At 68.2% G+C, this 19,012-nt stretch carries 21 protein-coding genes; 7 read left to right on the top strand and 14 right to left on the bottom strand.

Annotated elements, in window-relative coordinates; all coding sequences use genetic code 11:
* Positions 1-106: 106 nt before the first annotated feature.
* Positions 107-373 carry a 30S ribosomal protein S20 gene (gene rpsT, locus LQ564_RS21730; RefSeq protein WP_036216299.1) on the bottom strand — a complete coding sequence of 89 codons (267 nt, stop codon included), beginning with the start codon at positions 371-373 and terminating at the stop codon, positions 107-109.
* Positions 374-584: 211 nt separating this feature from the next.
* On the opposite strand from rpsT, the gene murJ reads away from it, so the two are divergent.
* From murJ to LQ564_RS21715, 3 genes are all read left to right on the top strand, one after another.
* Complete coding sequence (murJ, locus tag LQ564_RS21725) at positions 585-2,135, top strand: murein biosynthesis integral membrane protein MurJ (RefSeq protein ID WP_231060193.1); 1,551 nt, start codon at positions 585-587, stop codon at positions 2,133-2,135.
* A 64-nt stretch (positions 2,136-2,199) separates the two neighbouring features.
* Entirely contained in the window at positions 2,200-2,346 is a 147-nt protein-coding gene (locus LQ564_RS21720; RefSeq protein ID WP_231060192.1) for a hypothetical protein, read from the top strand.
* A 54-nt stretch (positions 2,347-2,400) separates the two neighbouring features.
* Positions 2,401-2,562 carry a hypothetical protein gene (locus LQ564_RS21715; RefSeq protein WP_231060191.1) on the top strand — a complete coding sequence of 54 codons (162 nt, stop codon included), beginning with the start codon at positions 2,401-2,403 and terminating at the stop codon, positions 2,560-2,562.
* A 39-nt stretch (positions 2,563-2,601) separates the two neighbouring features.
* Here the strand turns inward: LQ564_RS21715 and LQ564_RS21710 are convergent, their stop codons facing one another.
* Positions 2,602-3,342, bottom strand: a complete 741-nt coding sequence (locus tag LQ564_RS21710; RefSeq protein WP_231060190.1) for a DUF6928 family protein — start codon at positions 3,340-3,342, stop codon at positions 2,602-2,604.
* 130 nt (positions 3,343-3,472) lie between these two features.
* Here LQ564_RS21710 and LQ564_RS21705 point away from each other — a divergent pair, with 130 nt between their 5' ends.
* From LQ564_RS21705 to LQ564_RS21695, 3 genes are read left to right on the top strand one after another with little or no spacing between them, the layout of a single operon-like run.
* A complete protein-coding gene (locus LQ564_RS21705) occupies positions 3,473-4,321 on the top strand; it encodes an ABC transporter ATP-binding protein (protein ID WP_231060189.1) in 849 nt (282 codons plus the stop codon).
* Entirely contained in the window at positions 4,321-6,171 is a 1,851-nt protein-coding gene (locus LQ564_RS21700; protein ID WP_231060188.1) for an ABC transporter permease, read from the top strand. The genes LQ564_RS21705 and LQ564_RS21700 overlap by 1 nt, the downstream gene beginning before the upstream one ends.
* Positions 6,168-8,060, top strand: a complete 1,893-nt coding sequence (locus LQ564_RS21695) for an ABC transporter permease (RefSeq protein ID WP_231060187.1) — start codon at positions 6,168-6,170, stop codon at positions 8,058-8,060. The genes LQ564_RS21700 and LQ564_RS21695 overlap by 4 nt, the downstream gene beginning before the upstream one ends.
* Before the next feature lie 19 nt (positions 8,061-8,079).
* Here LQ564_RS21695 and LQ564_RS21690 read toward each other — a convergent pair whose 3' ends face one another.
* The gene (locus tag LQ564_RS21690) at positions 8,080-8,967 is read right to left on the bottom strand and encodes an RNA polymerase sigma-70 factor (RefSeq protein WP_231060186.1); all 888 of its coding nucleotides are present in this window, start codon (positions 8,965-8,967) and stop codon (positions 8,080-8,082) included.
* Positions 8,968-9,004: 37 nt separating this feature from the next.
* A complete protein-coding gene (locus LQ564_RS21685; RefSeq protein WP_231060185.1) occupies positions 9,005-9,469 on the bottom strand; it encodes a carboxymuconolactone decarboxylase family protein in 465 nt (154 codons plus the stop codon).
* Between the two features lie 189 nt (positions 9,470-9,658).
* On the opposite strand from LQ564_RS21685, the gene LQ564_RS21680 reads away from it, so the two are divergent.
* Positions 9,659-10,108, top strand: a complete 450-nt coding sequence (locus LQ564_RS21680) for a carboxymuconolactone decarboxylase family protein (RefSeq protein WP_231060184.1) — start codon at positions 9,659-9,661, stop codon at positions 10,106-10,108.
* A gap of 17 nt (positions 10,109-10,125) precedes the next feature.
* Here LQ564_RS21680 and LQ564_RS21675 read toward each other — a convergent pair whose 3' ends face one another.
* Genes LQ564_RS21675 through LQ564_RS21630 form a run of 10 tightly spaced genes read right to left on the bottom strand, consistent with a single transcriptional unit; the run spans position 10,126 to position 19,000 of the window.
* A complete protein-coding gene (locus LQ564_RS21675) occupies positions 10,126-10,791 on the bottom strand; it encodes a type II secretion system protein (protein ID WP_231060183.1) in 666 nt (221 codons plus the stop codon).
* A complete protein-coding gene (locus LQ564_RS21670; RefSeq protein ID WP_231060182.1) occupies positions 10,778-11,164 on the bottom strand; it encodes a type II secretion system protein in 387 nt (128 codons plus the stop codon). The genes LQ564_RS21675 and LQ564_RS21670 overlap by 14 nt, the downstream gene beginning before the upstream one ends.
* Positions 11,164-11,634 (bottom strand): type II secretion system protein, encoded by a 471-nt coding sequence (locus LQ564_RS21665; RefSeq protein WP_231060181.1) that lies wholly within the window; start codon positions 11,632-11,634, stop codon positions 11,164-11,166. The genes LQ564_RS21670 and LQ564_RS21665 overlap by 1 nt, the downstream gene beginning before the upstream one ends.
* Positions 11,635-11,636: 2 nt before the next feature.
* On the bottom strand, positions 11,637-13,664 hold the full coding sequence (locus LQ564_RS21660; RefSeq protein ID WP_231060180.1) for a secretin GspD/PilQ domain-containing protein: 2,028 nt from the start codon (positions 13,662-13,664) through the stop codon (positions 11,637-11,639).
* A complete protein-coding gene (locus tag LQ564_RS21655; RefSeq protein ID WP_231060179.1) occupies positions 13,664-14,191 on the bottom strand; it encodes a hypothetical protein in 528 nt (175 codons plus the stop codon). The genes LQ564_RS21660 and LQ564_RS21655 overlap by 1 nt, the downstream gene beginning before the upstream one ends.
* The gene (locus tag LQ564_RS21650; protein WP_231060178.1) at positions 14,188-14,748 is read right to left on the bottom strand and encodes a hypothetical protein; all 561 of its coding nucleotides are present in this window, start codon (positions 14,746-14,748) and stop codon (positions 14,188-14,190) included. The genes LQ564_RS21655 and LQ564_RS21650 overlap by 4 nt, the downstream gene beginning before the upstream one ends.
* The gene (locus tag LQ564_RS21645; RefSeq protein ID WP_231060177.1) at positions 14,745-15,293 is read right to left on the bottom strand and encodes a PilN domain-containing protein; all 549 of its coding nucleotides are present in this window, start codon (positions 15,291-15,293) and stop codon (positions 14,745-14,747) included. Before LQ564_RS21645 ends, LQ564_RS21650 begins: the two co-directional genes overlap by 4 nt.
* 2 nt (positions 15,294-15,295) lie before the next feature.
* A complete protein-coding gene (locus tag LQ564_RS21640; protein ID WP_231060176.1) occupies positions 15,296-16,117 on the bottom strand; it encodes a hypothetical protein in 822 nt (273 codons plus the stop codon).
* A complete protein-coding gene (locus LQ564_RS21635) occupies positions 16,110-17,807 on the bottom strand; it encodes a GspE/PulE family protein (protein ID WP_231060175.1) in 1,698 nt (565 codons plus the stop codon). Before LQ564_RS21635 ends, LQ564_RS21640 begins: the two co-directional genes overlap by 8 nt.
* Positions 17,804-19,000: a type II secretion system F family protein gene (locus LQ564_RS21630; protein ID WP_231060174.1), complete on the bottom strand. Its 1,197-nt coding sequence runs from the start codon at positions 18,998-19,000 to the stop codon at positions 17,804-17,806. The genes LQ564_RS21635 and LQ564_RS21630 overlap by 4 nt, the downstream gene beginning before the upstream one ends.
* Positions 19,001-19,012 lie beyond the last annotated feature (12 nt).

The following is a 19,012-nucleotide window of genomic DNA, read 5'->3' as shown; positions in this document are numbered from 1 at the left end:
TCGGCAGTGAAGGCCAAACGACAAAACCCGCCGGGACCGAAGTCGGGCGGGTCTTGCTCTGCACAGAACTGCCTGCGCGGCCCTAAAGCCGCACGCACCTCGCTAATTAAGCGGACAGTGCCTTCAGGGCAGCAGCCAGACGGCTCTTGTGGCGGGCTGCTTTGTTCTTGTGGATGATCTTCTTGTCAGCGATGCTGTCGATGGTCGACACGGATTGCTGGAAGATGGTGGTCGCAGCGGCCTTGTCGCCAGCCTGGATGGCTTTGCGGACGGCCTTGATTGCGGTACGCAGGGTCGAACGCTGTGCCGAGTTGTGCGCGTTTTGCTTAACTGCTTGACGAGCGCGTTTGCGCGCTTGTGCGGTATTTGCCATGAAATTTCCTAAATCGGGGTCAAGTTGCGTTTGCAAACATTCGCGAGTGAAACTGGCATCTTGTGTGCCCGCCCAACGATTCGTGTCTGCTAACAGAATTCAGTACAGCCCACGATTATAGCGAAGGAAACCCTTTAGGGCAAATCATAAATGCATTATTGTCTCGGTCCGGGCACGTACTCAGGGTGTTGCCCAAGTATAATCGCCCGCCATGAACCTGCTCCGTACCCTCGCCGCCATCTCCAGCATGACCATGGTGTCCCGCATCACCGGTCTGCTGCGCGACAGCCTGTTTGCCGCCACCTTCGGCGCGAACAACTTCACCGACGCCTTCAACATCGCCTTCCGCCTGCCCAACCTGCTGCGGCGCCTGTTCGCCGAAGGCGCGTTCTCGCAGGCCTTCGTGCCCATCCTCACCGAATACAAGGGCAAGCACGGCCAGGAGGCGACCAAGTCGCTGGTCGACCACGTGGCCACCGTCCTGATCTGGGCCACGGTGCTGACCAGCATCGTCGGCATCCTGGCCGCGCCGGTGCTGATCTACCTGATCGGCGGCGGCCTGCAGCGGGAACCGGCGGCGTTCGACGCGGCGGTCCTGATGACGCGCATGATGTTCCCCTACATCGCCTGCATGGCCTTCGTGGCCCTGGCCAGCGGCGTGCTCAACACCTGGCGCCAGTTCAAGATTCCGGCGTTCACCCCGGTGCTGCTCAACATCTCCTTCATCGCCTCGGCCCTGGTGCTGGCCGATTATTTCGAGCAGCCGATCTATGCGATGGCGGTCGGCGTCTGCGTCGGCGGCCTGGCGCAGGTGGCGATCCAGATTCCCTCGCTGGTGAAGCTCGGCATGATGCCGCGCATCTCGCTCAACCCCTTCACCGGCCTGCGCGACAGCGGCGTGCGGCGCATGCTCGGCAAGATGGGGCCGGCCGTGTTCGCGGTGTCGGCGGCCCAGATCAGCCTCCTGATCAACACCACCATCGCCGCCAGCCTCGCCGCCGGCGCGGTCACCGCCCTGCAATACGCCGACCGCCTGATGGAATTCCCCACTGCCCTGCTGGGCGTGGCGCTGGGCACCATACTGCTGCCGAGCCTGGCGAAAGCGAATACCGAGGGCGACACCCAGGAATATTCCTCGCTGCTGGACTGGGGCCTGCGCCTGACCTTCCTGCTGGCCCTGCCCTCCTCGGTCGGCATGGCGACCCTCGCGGTGCCGATGATCGCGACCCTGTTCCACTACGGCGTATTCGACGCGGCCGACGTGGCGGCGTCCTCGATGCCCTTGATGGCCTACAGCGCCGGCCTGCTCGGCTTCATCCTGGTCAAGACCCTGGCGCCGGCCTTTTACGCACGCCAGGAAGTGCGCACGCCGGTCAAGATCGCGGTGGGCGTGCTGGTGGTCACCCAGCTGCTGAACCTGGTGTTCGTGCCGCTGTTCGGCACCGCCGGCCTGGCCCTGTCGATCGGCCTGGGCGCCTGCATCAACGCGACCTTCCTGTATTCCGGCCTGCGCCGCCGCGGGATCTACGTGCCGCAGCCGGGCTGGGGCACTTTCTTCCTCAGGCTGATCGTCGCGGTGTGCGTGATGGGCGCGGTGTCGTGGTTCGGGCAACTGCAATTCGACTGGATCGCGCTGCGCGCCACGCCGCTGCTGCGCGCCGGCGCGCTGGCGGCCATCATCGGCGCCGCCGCCGTTGCCTACTTCGCGGTCTTGCTGCTGCTGGGCTTCCGTCCGCGCGACTTCAAGCGGCGGGCAAAATGAACAAGCTCCGGCACCAAACGGCCGCGGGGCTGCTCTAATAGTCGTCCGAGATTGAAAGGAAAAAATGAGCATCCAGAACAATCCGCTTCACCAAAGCGTCGCCTGTGAGATCGAATCGGGGCTCAAGCTCGAGTACGAAAATGTGCCGCAACTGACCGACGCTCTTTGCATGATCGGCCTCGACAATGCGATCGTCGCGGTAAAACAGTAATGTGGATTTGCGAAGAACGAGACCGTCCTGAAGCATCCTGCCATCGATGGAATCGTGGCGCGCATGGTCGAGATCGGTCTTGCGCACATTCGCGATGCCAATGATCTCACCGTCAAGGAATTTACCGGCATCGTCACCGAAATAAAGAAATCGGTCGCGCGCCACTCGGAATACGGCCCTGGCGCCTATTACGAATTCATCAAGGATTTCGTTTGACGACACTGCCCCCAAGGCAGGGCATCGGCATCCTCTTGACTATCGCGTGAACCGCATCAACGGAATTTCCTCCGGCTCGATCAGGGAGGGATCGATCATTCCTTCGAGCTGGTACCCGAAGAATTCCTTCAATGCCGCTTCGCCGAGTTCCAGCGGATGAAATACGAAGGGATAGCTGTCGTCCTCATCGTCGGGATCGACTGCCGGGTGCTCGCCCGCCCAAAAAGGGACTTCGAAAGGCAAGCGTGGGCCGATGTCATCCAGGATTCCAGAATCGGGGCTCAGGCTCAGCGAGCGCTGCAGCGTCCCATTCTTCCAGATGGCGAAGCCAAAAAAGTCCACCACGCTATGCATCGCGTGCAGGTACAAGGTTCCAGGAGAAAACGCTTCGATGAACGCCGGGTCCAGCTGCGAGGGATAGTCAAGACAGAATTCGCCTGCTGCCACGACGGCGAGCCCGGGAAAGCAAGCGGCGACGATTTCCTCGTCACGCGGCGAGGTGTGCGACAGGTCGCCATCTTTTTCGAGAGGGCGGACTTGCAGGCCAAACAGCCGCTCGACCAACCCGGTCGTCGCACCGCGGTCCAGGACCGGGTTACTCCTTAAGATATCTGCAGCGTTGCCTTCGCTATAAAGCAGCATCCAGGTTTTCGCACCCATTTCCAGTCCCGACGATTGTTGAGATACCACGCAGTATAGGCCAGCAATGACGGCATCTTCTCCATTTCTTCTTGCGATGTCATTGCTTTTCGAACTTCGCCGGGGGGAAGCCGTTTTCACTTATGCCTGCAGGATAAAACAAAGGCAGATACCCCGATGCGCTTGCTCGTTCCAGGCTCATCATACATATTGACGGGTTATAAATCTCCGCCCCGGTGATTTGCCACGAACCTTTATTCCCAACCTACAAATGAACGCTGTCGAGCTCGATTCCGTCATCCATCGTTACGGCAAGGTCAAGGCGCTCGACGGCCTGAGTCTCACCGTCCGCCAGGGCGAAATGTTCGGTTTCCTCGGTCGCAACGGCGCCGGCAAGACCACCACCCTGAAAATGCTGATGGGCCTGCTACGGCCCGACAGCGGCCGGATCACCGTGCTGGGCCGTTCGGTCAAGCGCATCCCGGCCAAGCTCAAGCAGCGCATCGGCTACGTCTGCCAGGAACCGAATTTCTACCCGTGGATGACGGCCGACCAGCTGGGCGCCTTCGTCGGCAGCTTCTATCCGACCTGGGACGCGCCCGAATTCCAGCGCCTGCTGCGCATCCTCGACGTGCCGCGCGATCGCCGCGCGTCGGAGATGTCGGGCGGCACGCGGACCAAGCTGGGCCTGGCGCTGGCGCTGGCGCCGCGGCCAGAACTGCTGCTGCTCGACGAACCGACTGCCGGCCTCGACCCGGTGGCGCGGCGCGAATTCAACGACCAATTGCAGGTCTTGCAGCGCGAGCAAGGCACGACGGTGATGTTTTCCTCGCACCTGGTGGGCGAAGTCGAGCAGCTGGCGCAGCGCGTCGGCATCGTTCAGAGCGGCGCCTGCCGCTTCGAGGGCGAGGTGAGCGATTTGCGCAGGCAGGTGCGCAGGATCGTCGCCGATGCCGGGGTCGCGCCCGGTGAAGGATTCACGCAATTGCGCGGCGATATCTGGCAGGCCGACCCTGCGCTGTGGGAACAAAGCGCATGGCCGCCGGGCGTCGTCGTCGCATCCCTGTCGCTGGAAGATATTTTCCTGGCCTTCGCCCGCACCGACAGCGTGTCCGCCTGATGCGCGCCCTGCTCTACAAGGAGTGGCGCGAACACCGCTGGGTGCTGCTGGCCATCCTGCTGCTGCTGGCGCTGACCCAGGCCGTGGCGCTGCATGGCGCCGAGACGATGGGCAGTCCCATGGTGGCCTACCAGAAAGTCGTCGTGCTGATGGCGCCGCTGATGTCGCTGGTGTTGGGCTACCGCCTGGTCGTACGCGAATACATGGGCCGGACCCAGCTGTTCCTGGAGACCTTGCCCGTCAGCCGGACCCAGGTGCTGACAGTCAAATGGCTGCTGGGAATGACGGTGCTGTTGCTGGCCATGGCGGCCTGTCTTGGCGCGACCCTGCTCGCCGCCCGCGGCCAGGTCTCGCTGACGCCGCACTATGTCGCCCTGGTGGCCATCCGCAGCGCGAGTTTCGTGTTCCTCTGCTATTCACTGGCCTTCATGGTCGGCTTGACCGGCCGCTACCGCTTCGTGTTCTGGCCCCTGCTGCTGATATGCCTGATCGCGGCGGACACGACCGGCCAGTTGCCGGTCGCGAAATGGGCGCCGTTCTACCTGGTGCAGGAATCGATGGTCTTCGAAAGACTGGTCCTGCCCTTGCAGGCGGTCCTGACCACCTGCGCCATCGGCGCGGCGCTGGTCGCGGCCACCTTCGCGCTGGCGCTGTCGGCCGAGGGCTCGCTGGTGGTCGCCCTGTCGCGCCGCATGCGCCCGCGCGAACTATCCGCCGTGACGATCGGCTTCCTGGCGGTGATCATGGCGATCTCGGTGATCGAGGAGCGCAAACCCAAGCCGCCCTTCGAACTGGCGCACGCGGTGCGCAGCACCGGCAGCCCGCCGGTCGCGGTCGGCTTCGCAGGAGCCGCCGGCGAAGCCAGGACGCTGGCCAATGGGCTGTCGGCCGACCTGGCGCGCATGCAGGCTTTCCTGGCCCTGCGCGATGCGCCTGCGCTGACGGCCCTGCCCGACGACGCCCTCGATGGCGACGCCTTCCAGCGCGCCGCTCTTCCGAATACCGATGGCGTGGTGCTGCGCGCGGCCTTCACCAACAGCGCCTTCGACGCCGAGGGATTCCGGGCCTACGCCCTGGCCTCGTGGATGGGCTGGCATTCGCGTGGCCGCGCCGCGAATGAAGACCGGCGCTGGCTGCTGGACGGCGCCGCGCAGTGGCTGGTCGCACGCGACCTGCCGCGCCGGCAGGAGAAGCTGGCGCTGCGTGCCGCCTTCGGCGCGCGCCTGCTGCAGGCCCGGCCCGATGGCGCCCGGCGCGTCGTGCACGAGTGGCTGAGCGTGCGCGAACAGCTCGGCCCCTGCCTGGCCGACGCGCTGGCATGGCGCATGGTCGCCTCGCTGGCCCAGGACATGGGCGCGCCGCGCTTCCAGGCGCTGGCGCGCTCGGTGCTGGGCGAACGGCCATCCCGCGAAGCGGGCGACTCGCTGTTCGCTCCGGATTTCCCCGCACTCCTGGCGCAAAGCGGCGCACCGGACCAGGCCACCTTGGTGCGCCGCTTCGACACACTGTTCGCCGCCGAGGAGACGCGCCTGGCGCCCGCGCTCGACGCGATCGCGCTACCGCAGGCGCGCTTCAGCGCGCAGCGCATGGCCGGGAAAACCTACGAAGTGCATTACCGGCTGGGGCCGACGGACGGCGAGGTAGCGCCCTTCTCGGTCCTGTACGTCGCCCTCGGCCCCTGGGATGGAGAGATCCGGTCCGAATCGCTGGCCCGGGTCGACGCCACGCGCGCCGGCGTGCTGCCGGCATCGTTCGCGCGCGGCACCCGCCTGTTCACCGCGGTGGAGCGGCGCGACGCGCTGCTCGGCTGCAGCGTCAGGCTGGCGGCGCGCCGCTGGGAGCTGCAATGAGCGCCGCACTGCTTCGCAAGGAGCTGCGCAGCCTGCGCCCCTTCCTGTTCATCGTGCTGGCGCTGCTGCTGATGGAGACCGCCGGCGTCTTCCTGCTCCCCTTCGACGCGGTCCCCTTCCCCGCCCGCATGCACACGCTGTCCGAGGGACTGGGCGTCATGCAGCTCCTGTTCGGCTTCGCCCTCGGCACCAATCTGCTGGTGCGTGAAATCGACGAAGGCACGCTGAACTTCCTCGACGGGCTGCCGCTGACCCGGCGCGCGGTGTTCATGGCCAAGGTCCAGGCGGCGCTGCTGGTGCTGCTGATCTACCCCGCCTGCGCGCTGCTGTGGAATGCGGCCCTGCACACGGCCACGCGCGGCTCGCTCGACCATGCCTTGCGGCCTTCCCTGCTGCTGACGATGTTCGGCCTGTGCATCCTGGCGACGGCGGTGGCGCTGACGGCCGGCATGCTGCTGGGCTTCCTGCGCCACGTGGCCTGGCTGGTCCTGGCGCTGTGCGCGATCGGCATCAAGCTGCTGCAGGACAAGGCGCCGTCGCTGGCCTCGGCCCTCGATACGACCGACCTGCTGGCCCTGCGTTTCACCGGCGCCGCCTGGCAACTGCCGATGTCGTCCATCTGGACCCAACTCGGGGCGGCGCTGCTGTTCGGCGCCCTCGCCTTCGTCCTGTTCTGCAGCGCCGGCAAGGTCGGCGCGCGGGTGCGGCGCATCGGCGGGCTGCGGCGCTGGCTCACGCGCTTCGGCATCGGACTGATGGTCGCCGCCGTGCTCGCGGGCGTCGCGCTGCTGGCCGCGCGCAGCAGGGACGACGGCGCCCCGGCCGGCAGGAAAGGGGCCAACGCCGTCGAGTTCATGCCCGTCGCCAGCGGCCAGGCGACCACCCGGCACTACAGCTTCAGCTACCCGGCCCTGAGCAGCGCGCGCGTGCGCCCCTTGATCGCGGAAGCCGACCGCACCTTCGAGGCCGTCGCCGCCCTGCTCGGAACGAAGGGCGGCGCGCCGATCGACGTCGACCTGTCCGGCACCACCCGCAACCACGCCGGCACCGCCTATCTCGACCGCATCCGCATACGCGTGAACGACCGCGGCGCAAGCGACACCCTGGCGCACGAAACGGCGCACGTGCTGGCCCTGCGCCTGGCCGGCGGCGCCCAGTCGTCCCAGCTCGACGACATGATGGTGCTGAACGAAGGACTGGCCGAGTGGGTGGAGAACAAGGTCGGCACGGGGACGGGCGTCACTGAAAAACAGGAACTGGCGGCGGCCATCGTCTCGGCGCGGCGCCTGGTCAAGCCGCGCCAGCTGACCGACCAGGCCGCTTTCGCCGGCACGGTCGACGACAACCTGAAATACCCGCTGGGCGCGATCCTGGTCGATCGCCTGGTCAAGCGCTACGGCGCCGCGGCCCCGCACACCCTCCTGCGCACACTGGCGCGCGAGGATTTCCCGCGCGACCTCGACGGCTACGCCTTGTGGCAGACCGCTTTCCAGCTCGCCGGCTTCGACCTCGACCTCGTGCTGGACGATTACGCCCGCCACCTGAAAACCCTGGAAGCGACCCATGCGCGCCAGGTCGCGCGCTTGCCGCGCCCGCGCGGCAGCCTGGTCGAACAGGACGGGGAATACGCGATCGTCCTGCGTTTCGACCTGCCCCTGCCCGACGACGCCATGCCGCTGGTGCGCTACCGGCCCGGCAACAGCACCGATTCGTCCAGCTACCGCACCCGCTTCGGCGACGAACCGGATGCGGGAACGACCACCGTGGAAGTGCCCGAGGAGATGATCACGCGCGACCAGGTCTGCTTCCAGCCCGGCGTGGTGGTCGAATCGCTGACCTTGTATGAACCGTGGGTGTGCCTGCCGCTGGATGCGGCGAGCGCGGAGTGAGGCCGCGGTGCGCGGCGTTTCAGAGCGCCTGCGGCACCGATGCCAGCTTGTCGGGATTGCGCATGATGAAGACGGCCACGATGCGGTCGTCATCGACGATGAAGGACTGCACCGACTCCAGCTTTCCCTGCACATAACGCAGGATACCCGGCTCGCCGTTCACGAGCGCGGCCCGGTAGGCGACCTGCAGGGGAAACCGGTGTTCGAGCGCCCAGAATACGCCGGCGACGCGGCCCGCGCCCCTCAAGACATGCTGGAAGGACGCGACCTTGCCGCCGCCGTCCGCCACCAGCTGCACCTCGTCCGACATCAGGGCGCGCATGTCGGCGCGGCTGCCATGCCTGGCGGCCTGGATGAACCTGTCCAGCAGTTCGCGGTGCTTGTCCCTGGGGACGTCGAAGCGCGGACGCTCCTGCCGGACGCGCTCCGACGCACGATGCACGAGTTGCCGGCAGGCCGGCTCCGACTTCTTCACCACCTCGGCGATGTCGGCGTAATCGGCATCGAATACCTGGCGCATCAGGAAGGCTGCACGCTCTTCCGCCGACAAGCGTTCCAGCACCCACATGAAGGCGACCGACACCTCGTTCGCCAGTTCGAGCGTGCTCTCGGGTGTCGTTTCGTCCAGTTCCACCAGCGGTTCCGGCAGCCACCAGCCGACATAGGCTTCACGATCGGCCTTGGCCAGGCGCAGGCGATCGATGGCGAGACGGGTCGTCACGGTCACCAGCCATGCTTCCTGGGACACGATGCCCTCCTTGGCCGCGCCATGCCAGCGCAGCCAGGCGTCCTGCACCACGTCCTCGGCGTCCGCGCGCGTGCCGAGCATGCGGTAGGCAATCGACAACAGGCGCGGGCGCAGCATCTCGAAGGCCGCTTCCGGGGGCGTGTCGGCTTGGTCGGTCATGGTGCAGCTTTCCTTTCTTTTCCTACCGCGGCCGACATCAAAAACCTGGCGCGGGTTGATCCGGAATCTGGTTACGCAGCGAGATGTTCAACACGTTCCAGCCACGGATGGCGGCGATGCAGTAGCTGAGTTCCACGATCTCGGTCTCGCTGAAGTGCCTGGACACTTCCTCGTAGGCGGCATCGGTGTCATCCCGCTGCGGCAGCGCGTTGACGGCATCCGCCCAGGCCAGGGCCGCACGCTCGCGCGGGTTGAAAAACGGGGCTTCGCGCCAGCCGGCGATCGCGTTCAGGTGGCGCGGATCGGCGCCCTGCGCGAGCAGGAAGCGCCAGTGCATGTCGACACATACGCCACAGCCGTTCACCTGCGACACCCGCAGGTTCACCAGCTCGAAGAGACGCTCGCCGATCGAACTTTGACCCACTGTCTTCGACAGCTTGATCATTGCATGCAGCGCGTTGGGCGCCAAGGAAAAAAATGGAAGACGAGCAGTATGGGACATGGTGGCCTCTGGTCAGGGTGGAGGGCGCACCGCGCGCCCTCCTGCTCCTTAGACGGGCCAGGCCATCTCGCTGTGACAGGTTTCGGGCATTTTTTTCGACGCTGTCACAAATCGTGCATGGCGCCCGTCTTGTCGACAGCGGTGGCGCGAACGGCCCGCCGCCAGACCATAGATAAAGGAAAAACCGCCATGAAACGCCCAAACTGGTTCCAGGTATCGGCCGACGGTGCGAAAGCCGTCGGCGCACTGCACCATTACGCCACCACCGGGACGAACTTACCGAACGACTTGATCCACCTGGTGTTCCTGCGAACGTCGCAACTGAATGGCTGTGCGCACTGCATCGATATCCATACGCGCGACCTGATCAAGAGCGGCATGTCGATCGACAAGATCGTCCTGGTGCCGGTGTGGGACGAGGTGCGCTATCTGTTCTCGGACCGGGAGCAGGCGGCGCTGGCATGGACGGAAGAAGTGACCCGCGTCGGCGAAACGCATGCCTCCGACGAAGCCTACGCGGCGGCGCTGGCCAGCTTCGCCGAAAAGGACCTGGTCGAACTGACCATCGTGATTGCAACGATGAATGCCATCAATCGCCTGGGCGTCAGCTTCCGAATGAAGCCGCTCGCCAGGGCGTGATGCCGTGCGCGTTCCGGCTACCGGCCGGAATCCTGTGACTGGCCCGGCGGGTCTTGCGGCTGCGACGGCGGTTCCTCCGGCGCTTCGGCCGGTCCTTCGTCCTGCGACGGGTCCGGAACCGGCACGGGCGAGGGCTGCGGCGTCGGCGGCGCGGGCGTGGCGGGCGGGGTCTGCGGCCGCGCCGGCACGTTCGGCGGCAGCAGAACCGGCGCGCCCGTCTCCTGCGCCATGAATAGCCACTGCGCCAGGTGTTCGCGGTTCTCGAAGCCGCTGAAGCGCGGTTCGAAGTTCGCCTGCTTCAGCGGCGTCGCCTGCGACAGGCTGTGCACGCCGAGGATGGGACCGGCCTCGCCTGCCCGCACCAGGCCCCATTCGGGCTTGCCGGTGACCGGGTCGATGAAGACCTTGCGCAGGTGGCGGCGCGGATTCGGGAAGCGCTTGTCGCGCAGCAGGTCGTCCAGCGCCATCGGCGCACGCGGCTGGCCGCGCGGGGTCGCGGCGGCGTAGCTGTTCAGGGCCGCGCTGAACTGGGCGCCGGTTTCCAGCAGCTCCCGTTCCAGCTGGGCGCGGCGCAGCAGGGCCTCGACCTTCAGGGTGGCGGCGCCCACCAGGCCGATGATGAAGACGAAGACGATCAGGCCGAGGTAAGTGAACCCGCCTTGACGATGTTTACCACTCCGCATAGGGCTGCCCCTTGCGGTCGTTCCCCGGCGCGCCGCTGCGCAGGTTGCCGACCACGCCCTGCTCGCCTTCCGGCGGCGGCTCGATGATCCAGCCTTCGCGCGACTCCAGGATCGGGTCCATCGGCAGCTCGCGCAGGTATTTTTTCTCCACCAGCTGCTCGAGCGACTCCGGATAGCGCCCGGTGTCGGAGTGGAACTGGTCGATGATGTCGCGCGTGTTCCTCAGGTTCTCCTGCAGGATGGTTTCGCGGCTGGTGTCGATGCTGGGGAAGAAGCGCGGCACCGCGAGCGTGAGCAGCAGCGCGACGATGCCCAGCACCACCAGCAGTTCGATCAGCGTGAAGCCACGCGGGCGCTCGGGTCGGGTTGCCATCACCATCTTCTGTAGGGAATGCCGTTCAGGCCCGGTTTTTCGGACGTCGAGTAGACATCGTAGACATCGTCGCCTTCCTTCGGCTCGTCCGGCTCGCTGACGTAGCTGCGCTTGCCCCAGGTCTCGGCGTCCGGCGTCTCCGGGTCGGAATGGAAGGGGTCGCGCGGCAGGCGGCGCATGAAGTAGATCTTCGCTTCCTTCGGACTGCGCATGTCGCGCACGCCCTCGACCAGCATCTCCAGGCGCGGCGGATAGCCGGTCGCGCCCGCGGCCTTGGCCACCCTGCCCTCGTCGCTCGCCTTTTTATAGGCGTCGATGCCGGCGCGGATCTCGCGCAAGCCGCGGCGCAGCTCGGCCTCGTCGCGGCGCTGCGCCGTGATTTGCGCCACCGGCACCACCATGGTCCCCAGCAAGGCCAGGATCGCCAAGGTGACCAAGAGCTCGATGAGGGTGAAGCCGCGCCTGTTCATGGCTACTGGACCGGCGGATTCGCGGTGGTCGCGGGCGGCGGCGCGGGCACCGGCGTGACCTGCACCTCGGGCTCGGTGGCCGGCTGCGAGGCCGGCGGACCCGATTGCGGCGAACCGCTCGGCGGCGCCGACGGCAGCTGCGACGGCGGCACCGAGAACGGACGCTCGGGCGCCGGCGCCGGCGTGGCCGTGCCGGTAATCGGCGCCGCGCCGGCGACGGGACGCGGCGCGAGGACGGCGCCGGACGGCAGCTGCACCGGCACCCGCACCGTGCTGTCCGGACGGCGGCGGAAGCTGGCCTCGGTGCCGGCGCCGAATTCGGACGCCGCAGCCGGCGGACGCTGCACGGTGCGCACCAGGTGCGGCGTGATCGACAGCACGATCTCGGTGCGATCGAGCTGGTCGCGGGTGCTGCCGAACAGGCGCCCCACCACCGGAATGTCGCCGAAACCGGGCACCTTGCTGCCGCTGGAGCGGTCTTCGTTGCTGATCAGGCCCGCCAGCACCTGGTTCTCGCCATCCTTCAGCTGCAGCATCGTGGTGGCCGAACGGGTGCCGATGCGGTAGGCGACGCTGCCCGAGCGCGTGGTCACCGCTTCACCCAAGGTGCTGACCTCGAGCGCGATGCGGATGCCGACTTCGTTGTTCAGGTAGATGGTGGGCTCGACGTTCAGGGTCAGGCCGACGTCGACGTAGTTCGGCGTCTCGGAAGCGAAGCCGCCGATGCCCGAGGACACGGTGGCCGAGATGTTCGGGATCTTCTCGCCGATCACGACCTTGGCCTTTTCCTTGTTGCGCACGCGGATGCGCGGATTGGCCAGGGTGTTGGAGTCGCCGTCGGCCTTGTTGGCGTTGACGGTGCCGACCACGCCGCCGACCAGGATGGTGTCGCGGTTCAGGCCGCGCAATTCGTTGATCGTCACCGGCTCGCCGTTCGGCCCCTGCAGCGGCGAGAAGGACAAGGCGCGCGGCCAGGCGATGCCGAGGTCCACGATGCTGCTGCGCTTGATTTCCAGGACCTCGACCTCGAGCATGACTTCCGGCTCGGGCACGTCCTGCAGCGCCACCAGCTGGGTCGCCACCTTGATCGCTTCCGGACTGTCGCGCAGGATCACGAGGTTGAGCTTTTCGTCGACCACCACGTCGCGCGACTTCAGGATCGTCTTAAAGGTGTTGGCGATGTTCTTGGCGTCGGCATTCGCCAGGAAGAAGGTCTTGACCGTCATCTCCTGGTATTCGCGCAGCTTGGCCGGCACGTTCGGGTAGATCAGGATGGTGTTGCCGTCCATGACCTGGCGCTCGAGCTGGTTGCTCATCAGGAGGTAGTAGACCGCCGCCTCCACCGTGCTGTTCTTGAGGAAGATCGAGCTGCGGGCCTCAAGCTTGACGTCCTTGTCGAAGATGAAGTTCAGGCCCGAATGGCGCGAGATGATCTCGAAGATCTGCTTCAAGGGCGCGTCGCGGAATTCCAGGCTGATCGGCTTGCGGAAGGACGCCGCCAGCGCCGCCTCGCCGGTGGGCGCTTTCGCCGCGGCCTCGTCGACCTGCAGCAGCATCAGGCGCGCCGCTTCGTGGCTGGGACGCTCGGTCAGGATCGCGGCCAGCTGCTGGCGCGCCGTGTCGTATTCCTTGCGCTCGAAGGCCGCACGCGCGTCGCCCAGCATGGCGGCGTGGCGGCGGTCGGCCTCGACCTGGCGCAGGCCGGCGCGCGCGCGCTCGTTGGCGGGGTCGAAGGCGAGCACGCGGCTCCAGGCGGCCGCGGCTTCGGCGCCCTGGCCGGCCGCCATCGCGTTCTCGGCCTGCAGGATCAGGCGGGTGGCCGCCTTGTCGCGCGCGACCAGCAAGGCGCTGCGGTACTGGGCGTTGTTCGGGTCGGCGGCGACCGCCTCCTGGTACTTGGCCAGCCCGGCCGCGACCTGGTCCTGGGCCAGCAGCGCATTGCCCTCCTGGTAGGCGCGCTGGCCCGCGCAGCTGGCCAGCAGCAGGACCCCGAAGGCCGCGCAGAGCGCGCGCAGTGGTAGGCGAAGCATTAGTCGAACACTCCAATATTGAGCTGCTGAACCTGGTTCAGCGGCAGGTAGGTCAGGGTCAGCACCGGCGGCCGGATGGCGTCCACCCGGTAGGCGCCGTCGATCACGGCGGCTTCGCGCACGAGGTAGGTGCGGTCGCCGCGCGCCAGGAAGATTTCCCACCTGCCCTCCTGCAGCGACTTGCCGATATAGGTGAAGGGCAGCGGCGGCGCGCTCGGCGGCGGTGGCGGCGGCAAGGCGCCGGCGGGCGGCGGCGGCGGGGGCGGCGGGGTCCAGTCCTGGCGCGCGAACACGTCCCTGCCCTCGTCATCCTGGCCGAAGCGGTCGTCGCCGCCGATCAGGGTCTCGCGCGGGATCAGGCGCAGGATCGCCGGCGCCTCTTTCGCGGCGACGGCGCGTGCCCGCGGCGCGGCCTGGGCGCGTTCGACCGGTTCGGCCACCGCATCTTCCGGCGTGTTGTCGCCGAAGACGAGCAGGCCCGCGGCCAGCACCAGCGCCGCTCCCATCGCGATGTGGCGCGGCTTCATCGCGCGGCTCCGGACAGGTACAGGGTCAGGCGCAGGCGCGCCTCGACGTTCTCTTCACCGATGGCGTCGCGCCGGAAGCTGACGTCGTCGAGCGAGGCGTGCGGCAGCGCGCGCAGGGTGTCGAAGGCGAAGGCCCAGATGGCGCCGTAGCGGCCCTTGACCGGCAGGTTGACCTGGTAAGTCGTGAAGCCGCCGGCGCGGTCCTGGCCTGCGCGATACTCGCCCTGGCGCAGCACCAGGCCGTGCCTGGCGGCCAGCGCGAACAGTTCCTTCAACTGGCGCTCGACGCCGCGGCGCTGGCCGAGGGCGGCGTAGAAGTGCGCCAGGTTCTGGTCGGCGCCCGGCGCCGCGGGCGGCGGCGGCGGTGGGGCCGGACGCGCGGCGGCCAGGCGCGCGGCGTCGTAGTCCTCGGCCACCCGCATGCGCGCCGCGCCCAGCCAGGCCAGCGACGCGACGCACGCCAGCATCAGCAGCGTGGCCACGACCAGCACCGGATTCATGCGCGCCAGCGCGACGCGCAGGCGCAGCCACAGCGATCCGAGCGATGCCCCCTTCATTGGGAACCCCACTGTGCCACGAGCTGGAAGCGCAGCGGACGGTTCGGATCCTGTTCGGCGATCTCGTGGCGGCTCAACATGACGCTGCCGAACCAGCTCTGCTCCTGCATGCGCGCGACGTAGGCCAGCATGTCGTCGCTGGTGCGCGCTTCCGCCGTGATGCGCAGGGTGCGGCGCTTCGCGTCCGGCTCCAGGGCCAGCAGGGCCACGCTGCCCGGCGTCGCGGCGCGCACCGCCTCGAACAGCTCGCGCCACGGCAAGTTGAGCTGCATGACGGCCTCGTTGACGGCGCGCGCCTGCCCTTCCGACAGCGCCACTTTCGGCGTGGCCACCACCGGCAAGGGACGCGCGGCGCTGTCCCTGGCCGCGAGCGCGGCCTGCAGGGCTTCGAGCTCGGCCTGGTCTTCCTGCCAGCGCGAGAAGGTCATCACGGTGGTGAAGCACAGGGCCGCGACCGCGGCTAGGTAACCCGCGCTGCGCGGCGGGGTGCGCAGCAGGGTGCGGCGCAGCGAGCGCGGGGCGAAATCGATCTGGACGCGCTTCATGGTCACGCCTTTGCTCCGGTGCGGGCCAGCACCGCATGCAGCGGCCAGCCGGGCGCCGGGTCCTCGTCTTCCAGCAGGGTGCAGGCGAACTTCAGGCGCCCCGCCGAACTGGCCCAGCCGCGCGGCGCCGGGCCGCTCAGTTGCAGGCGCTCGGGCCGCCCCACGCCGACCCGCAGCGCCTCGCGCGCCACGTGCGCTTCCAGCCACTCGCGGTCGGCGCCCGGCGGGATCACGGCGGTGCGCACGGCGGCAAGCGCCGCGCCGTCGTAGGCCGCCAGCGACAGCACGTCGCCGTGCACCAGGCCGAACCAGGCGCCGGGCCGGCGCTGGCGCCGCGTGGCGTTCATGGCGGCGACGAACTGCGGCGCCACCTCGACCAGGTAGAAGCCGTGCTCGCGCGCCAGCGCCTCCAGCAAGGCCAGCAGCGCCTCGGGCGCGGCCGCCGCCAGGAAGGGAGCACGCGCGCTCCAGTCGGCGCTGATGCGCCAGTTGGCCGGCATGGCGCCGAACAGGGACTGGAAGCGCAGCGCGCAGGCCGCCTGCAGGTCGCCGGGACGGCTGGCGCCCTGCGGCGGCGCGACCTGCCACAGGCGCACCAGGTCGTCGGCCAGCACCACGGTCAGCGGCCAGCGCCGCAACCCGTCTTCCGCCGCCGCCGACAGCAGCGCGCGCAGGCCGTTCTCGAGCGCGTCCGGCGCGCCCGCTTCCACCGGCTGTACCGCCAGCACCACGGCGGACGCCGTAGGCCAGCCGCCCACCCGCAGCAGGGCCAGTCCATCCGGCGCGATGCCGAGCCGCAGCGATTGTCCGAATTTTCTACGCATGCAGGGTCACCCGCCTGATTTCGTCGATGGTGGTGGCCCCCACCCGCACCAGGTCCAGCGCGGCCAGGCGCAGGCTCCGGGTGCCGTTGGCCTGGGCCGCGGCCTTGATGCGGCGGATCGGCTGCTTGTCGACGATCAGCTCGCGGATCTCGTCGTTGAGGGTGAGGATCTCGGCGATCGAGCGCCGTCCCCGGTAGCCGGTGCCGCGGCAGTCGCCGCAGCCTTTCCCGCGCATGAAGACATAGTCGCCCACCTCGTCAGGCGCCAGGTGCACCGAGGCCAGCTCGAGCGCGTCCGGCGCGTAGCGCGCCGCGCAGTGCGGGCAGTTCATGCGGATCAGGCGCTGGGCCCAGATGCCGTTCAGGGCCGAGACGAAAGCGTAGGGGTCGATCCCCATGTGGGTGAAGCGGCCGAACACGTCGAACACATTGTTGGCGTGGACCGTGGTCAGCACCAGGTGGCCGGTCAGCGCCGACTGCACCGCGATCTCGGCGGTCTCGCGGTCGCGGATCTCGCCGACCATGATCTTGTCGGGGTCGTGGCGCAGGATCGAGCGCAGGCCTTTCGCGAAGGTCAGCCCCTTCTTCTCGTTCACCGGGATCTGCAGGATGCCGGGCAGCTGGTATTCGACCGGGTCTTCGATGGTGATGATCTTCTCGCGGCCGTTGTGGATCTCGGTGAGGGCCGCGTACAGGGTCGTGGTCTTGCCGGAACCGGTCGGCCCCGTCACCAGCAGCATGCCGTAGGCCTCCTCGGCCAGGGTGCGCAGGGTCGCCAGCGAGGGCGCGTCGAAGCCCAGCGCCTCCAGCGTCAGCGCGCCGTAGGATTCGATCATGGCGCGCTTGTCCAGGATACGGATCACCGCGTCCTCGCCATGGATGCTCGGCATGATCGAGACGCGCAGGTCAATGTCGCGCCCGCCCGACTCGACCCGGAAGCTGCCGTCCTGCGGAATGCGGCGCTCGGCGATGTCGAGTTCGGCCAGCACCTTCAGGCGCGAGATGATGTGCTCGGCCAGCTCGATGCCGCCGACCGTCGCCGCATGGTCGAGCACCCCGTCGATCCGGTATTTCACGGACAGGCCGCCGGCGGTGCTTTCCAGGTGGATGTCGGAGGCGCCCGCTTTCAGCGCATCGTACAGGGTCGAGTTGACCAGCTTGACCGCCGGACTGCCCGCTTCCGACACCGAGGCGAAGGACAGCACCTGGGCCGACTTGCCGTCGCGCCGCGCATCGCCGCCGCCGCCGACCAGGCTGTCGACCGCGCGCGCCGATTCCTCCTGCTTGGAGAGGTAGGCCTGGATGTCGGACTGCAGCGCCAGGCACAGGGGCAGCGGGTGGCGCGCGTCGGCGCGCGCCTGGGCGCCGAGCCAGGTCTGCAGGTCGAGGTCGAAGGGGTCGGCCACCACCCCGCTCAGGCGCCCGGCGCCGTCGCGCAGCAGCACGCAGTGGCGCGACATGGCCTGGGCCAGCGGCAGCAGGTCGAAGGCCGGCGCCAGGGCCAGCATGGCGGCCGTCTCCATCACCGGCAGCCCGAAGGGCGCGGCCAGTTCGCGCACGATCCTCCGCGGCTCGCGCCCGGTCAGGCCTTCGAGCTCCGCCACCAGGCCGCGGCGCGACGCCGCCGCCAGCGCGCGGGCGCGGCCCAGCAGGCCGGGGTCGAGCAGATTGTCGGCCGGCTGCGCGCTCACGACATATCCCCTGCCAGGTCGAAGATCGGCATGTACAGCAGCACCACGATGGCGCCCACCACCAGGCCGATGGCCGCCATCAAGAGCGGCTCGAAGGTGCGCGTGAAGCGGTCGATCCAGCGCGTGATCTCGCCATCGTAGAAGGCGGCCGACTGGGTCAGCATCGGTCCCATGTCGCCGGTACGCTCGCCCACCCGGAGCATGCGCAGCGAGATCGGCGTGGTAAGGCCGTTGGTCTCGAACGCGTGCGACAGCGGCTGGCCCGATTCGACCGCGGCGCGCGCGTTCGCCAGGCCGCGCCGCAGGCCGCTCGAGACCATCGGCTGCACGGTATCGATGGCGTTGACGATGGTGATGCCGCCCTCGGTCAGCATGCCCAGGGTCAGGTAGAGGCGCGAGAGTTCATAGATGCGGGCGCGCTCGCCGATGCCCGGCAGGCGCCCCAGCAGCCGCGCCACGCCGCCCGTCTTCACCAGGTGGCGCACGCCGGCGACCAGGCCGGCGACCAGCAAGACGGCGGCCACCAGGATCGCGCTGCCGTGGCTCGAGGCGAACTGCCCCCAGTCGAGCAGCAGCTGCGACATCCAGGGCAGCGAGCGTCCGGCGCCGTGGTAGACCTCGGCGAACTTCGGCACCACGTAGCCGATCAGGAAGGCGCTCACGCCGCCGCCGACCATCAGGAGGATCACCGGATAGATCGAGGCGCTGACGATCTTCGAGCGCACGGTGTCGATGCGCTGCTGGTAGTCGATGTAGCGGCTTAGTGCGCGCGGCAGGTCGCTGGTGCCTTCGGCGGCGCGCACGATGCCGACGTAGAGCGGCGGGAACAGATCGGGCTGGGCCGCCAGCACGCTGGAAAAGCGCTTGCCCTCGCGCAGCCCGCCCAGCAGGCGCTCCAGCACGCCGCGCGCGCCCGGGTTCGCTTCCTTTTCCAGCAGGGCTTCCAGGCCTTCGACGATGCCCAGGCCCGCATGCAGCAGGGCCAGCAGCTCCTGGCTGAACAGCACGATCGAGAGCCGCGCGCCGCCGCGCTTGCCGACGCCGGCGAAGGGATTGGCGCGGGCCGGCTCGATGCTGCTGACGAACAGCCCGCGCGCCTCGACCTGGGCCCGGGCGTCGACGGCGTCGGCGGCGTCGACCACGATGCTGGAGATCGACATGTCGGGCGCGAGGGTGCGAACGGCGAACTGCATGAAGACGGGCCC

This window comes from Massilia phyllostachyos (genome assembly GCF_021044825.1).
GTDB lineage: Bacteria > Pseudomonadota > Gammaproteobacteria > Burkholderiales > Burkholderiaceae_D > Telluria > Telluria phyllostachyos.
Note: the sequence above shows the minus strand (reverse complement) of the source record. Positions and strands in the feature narration are given on the sequence as shown.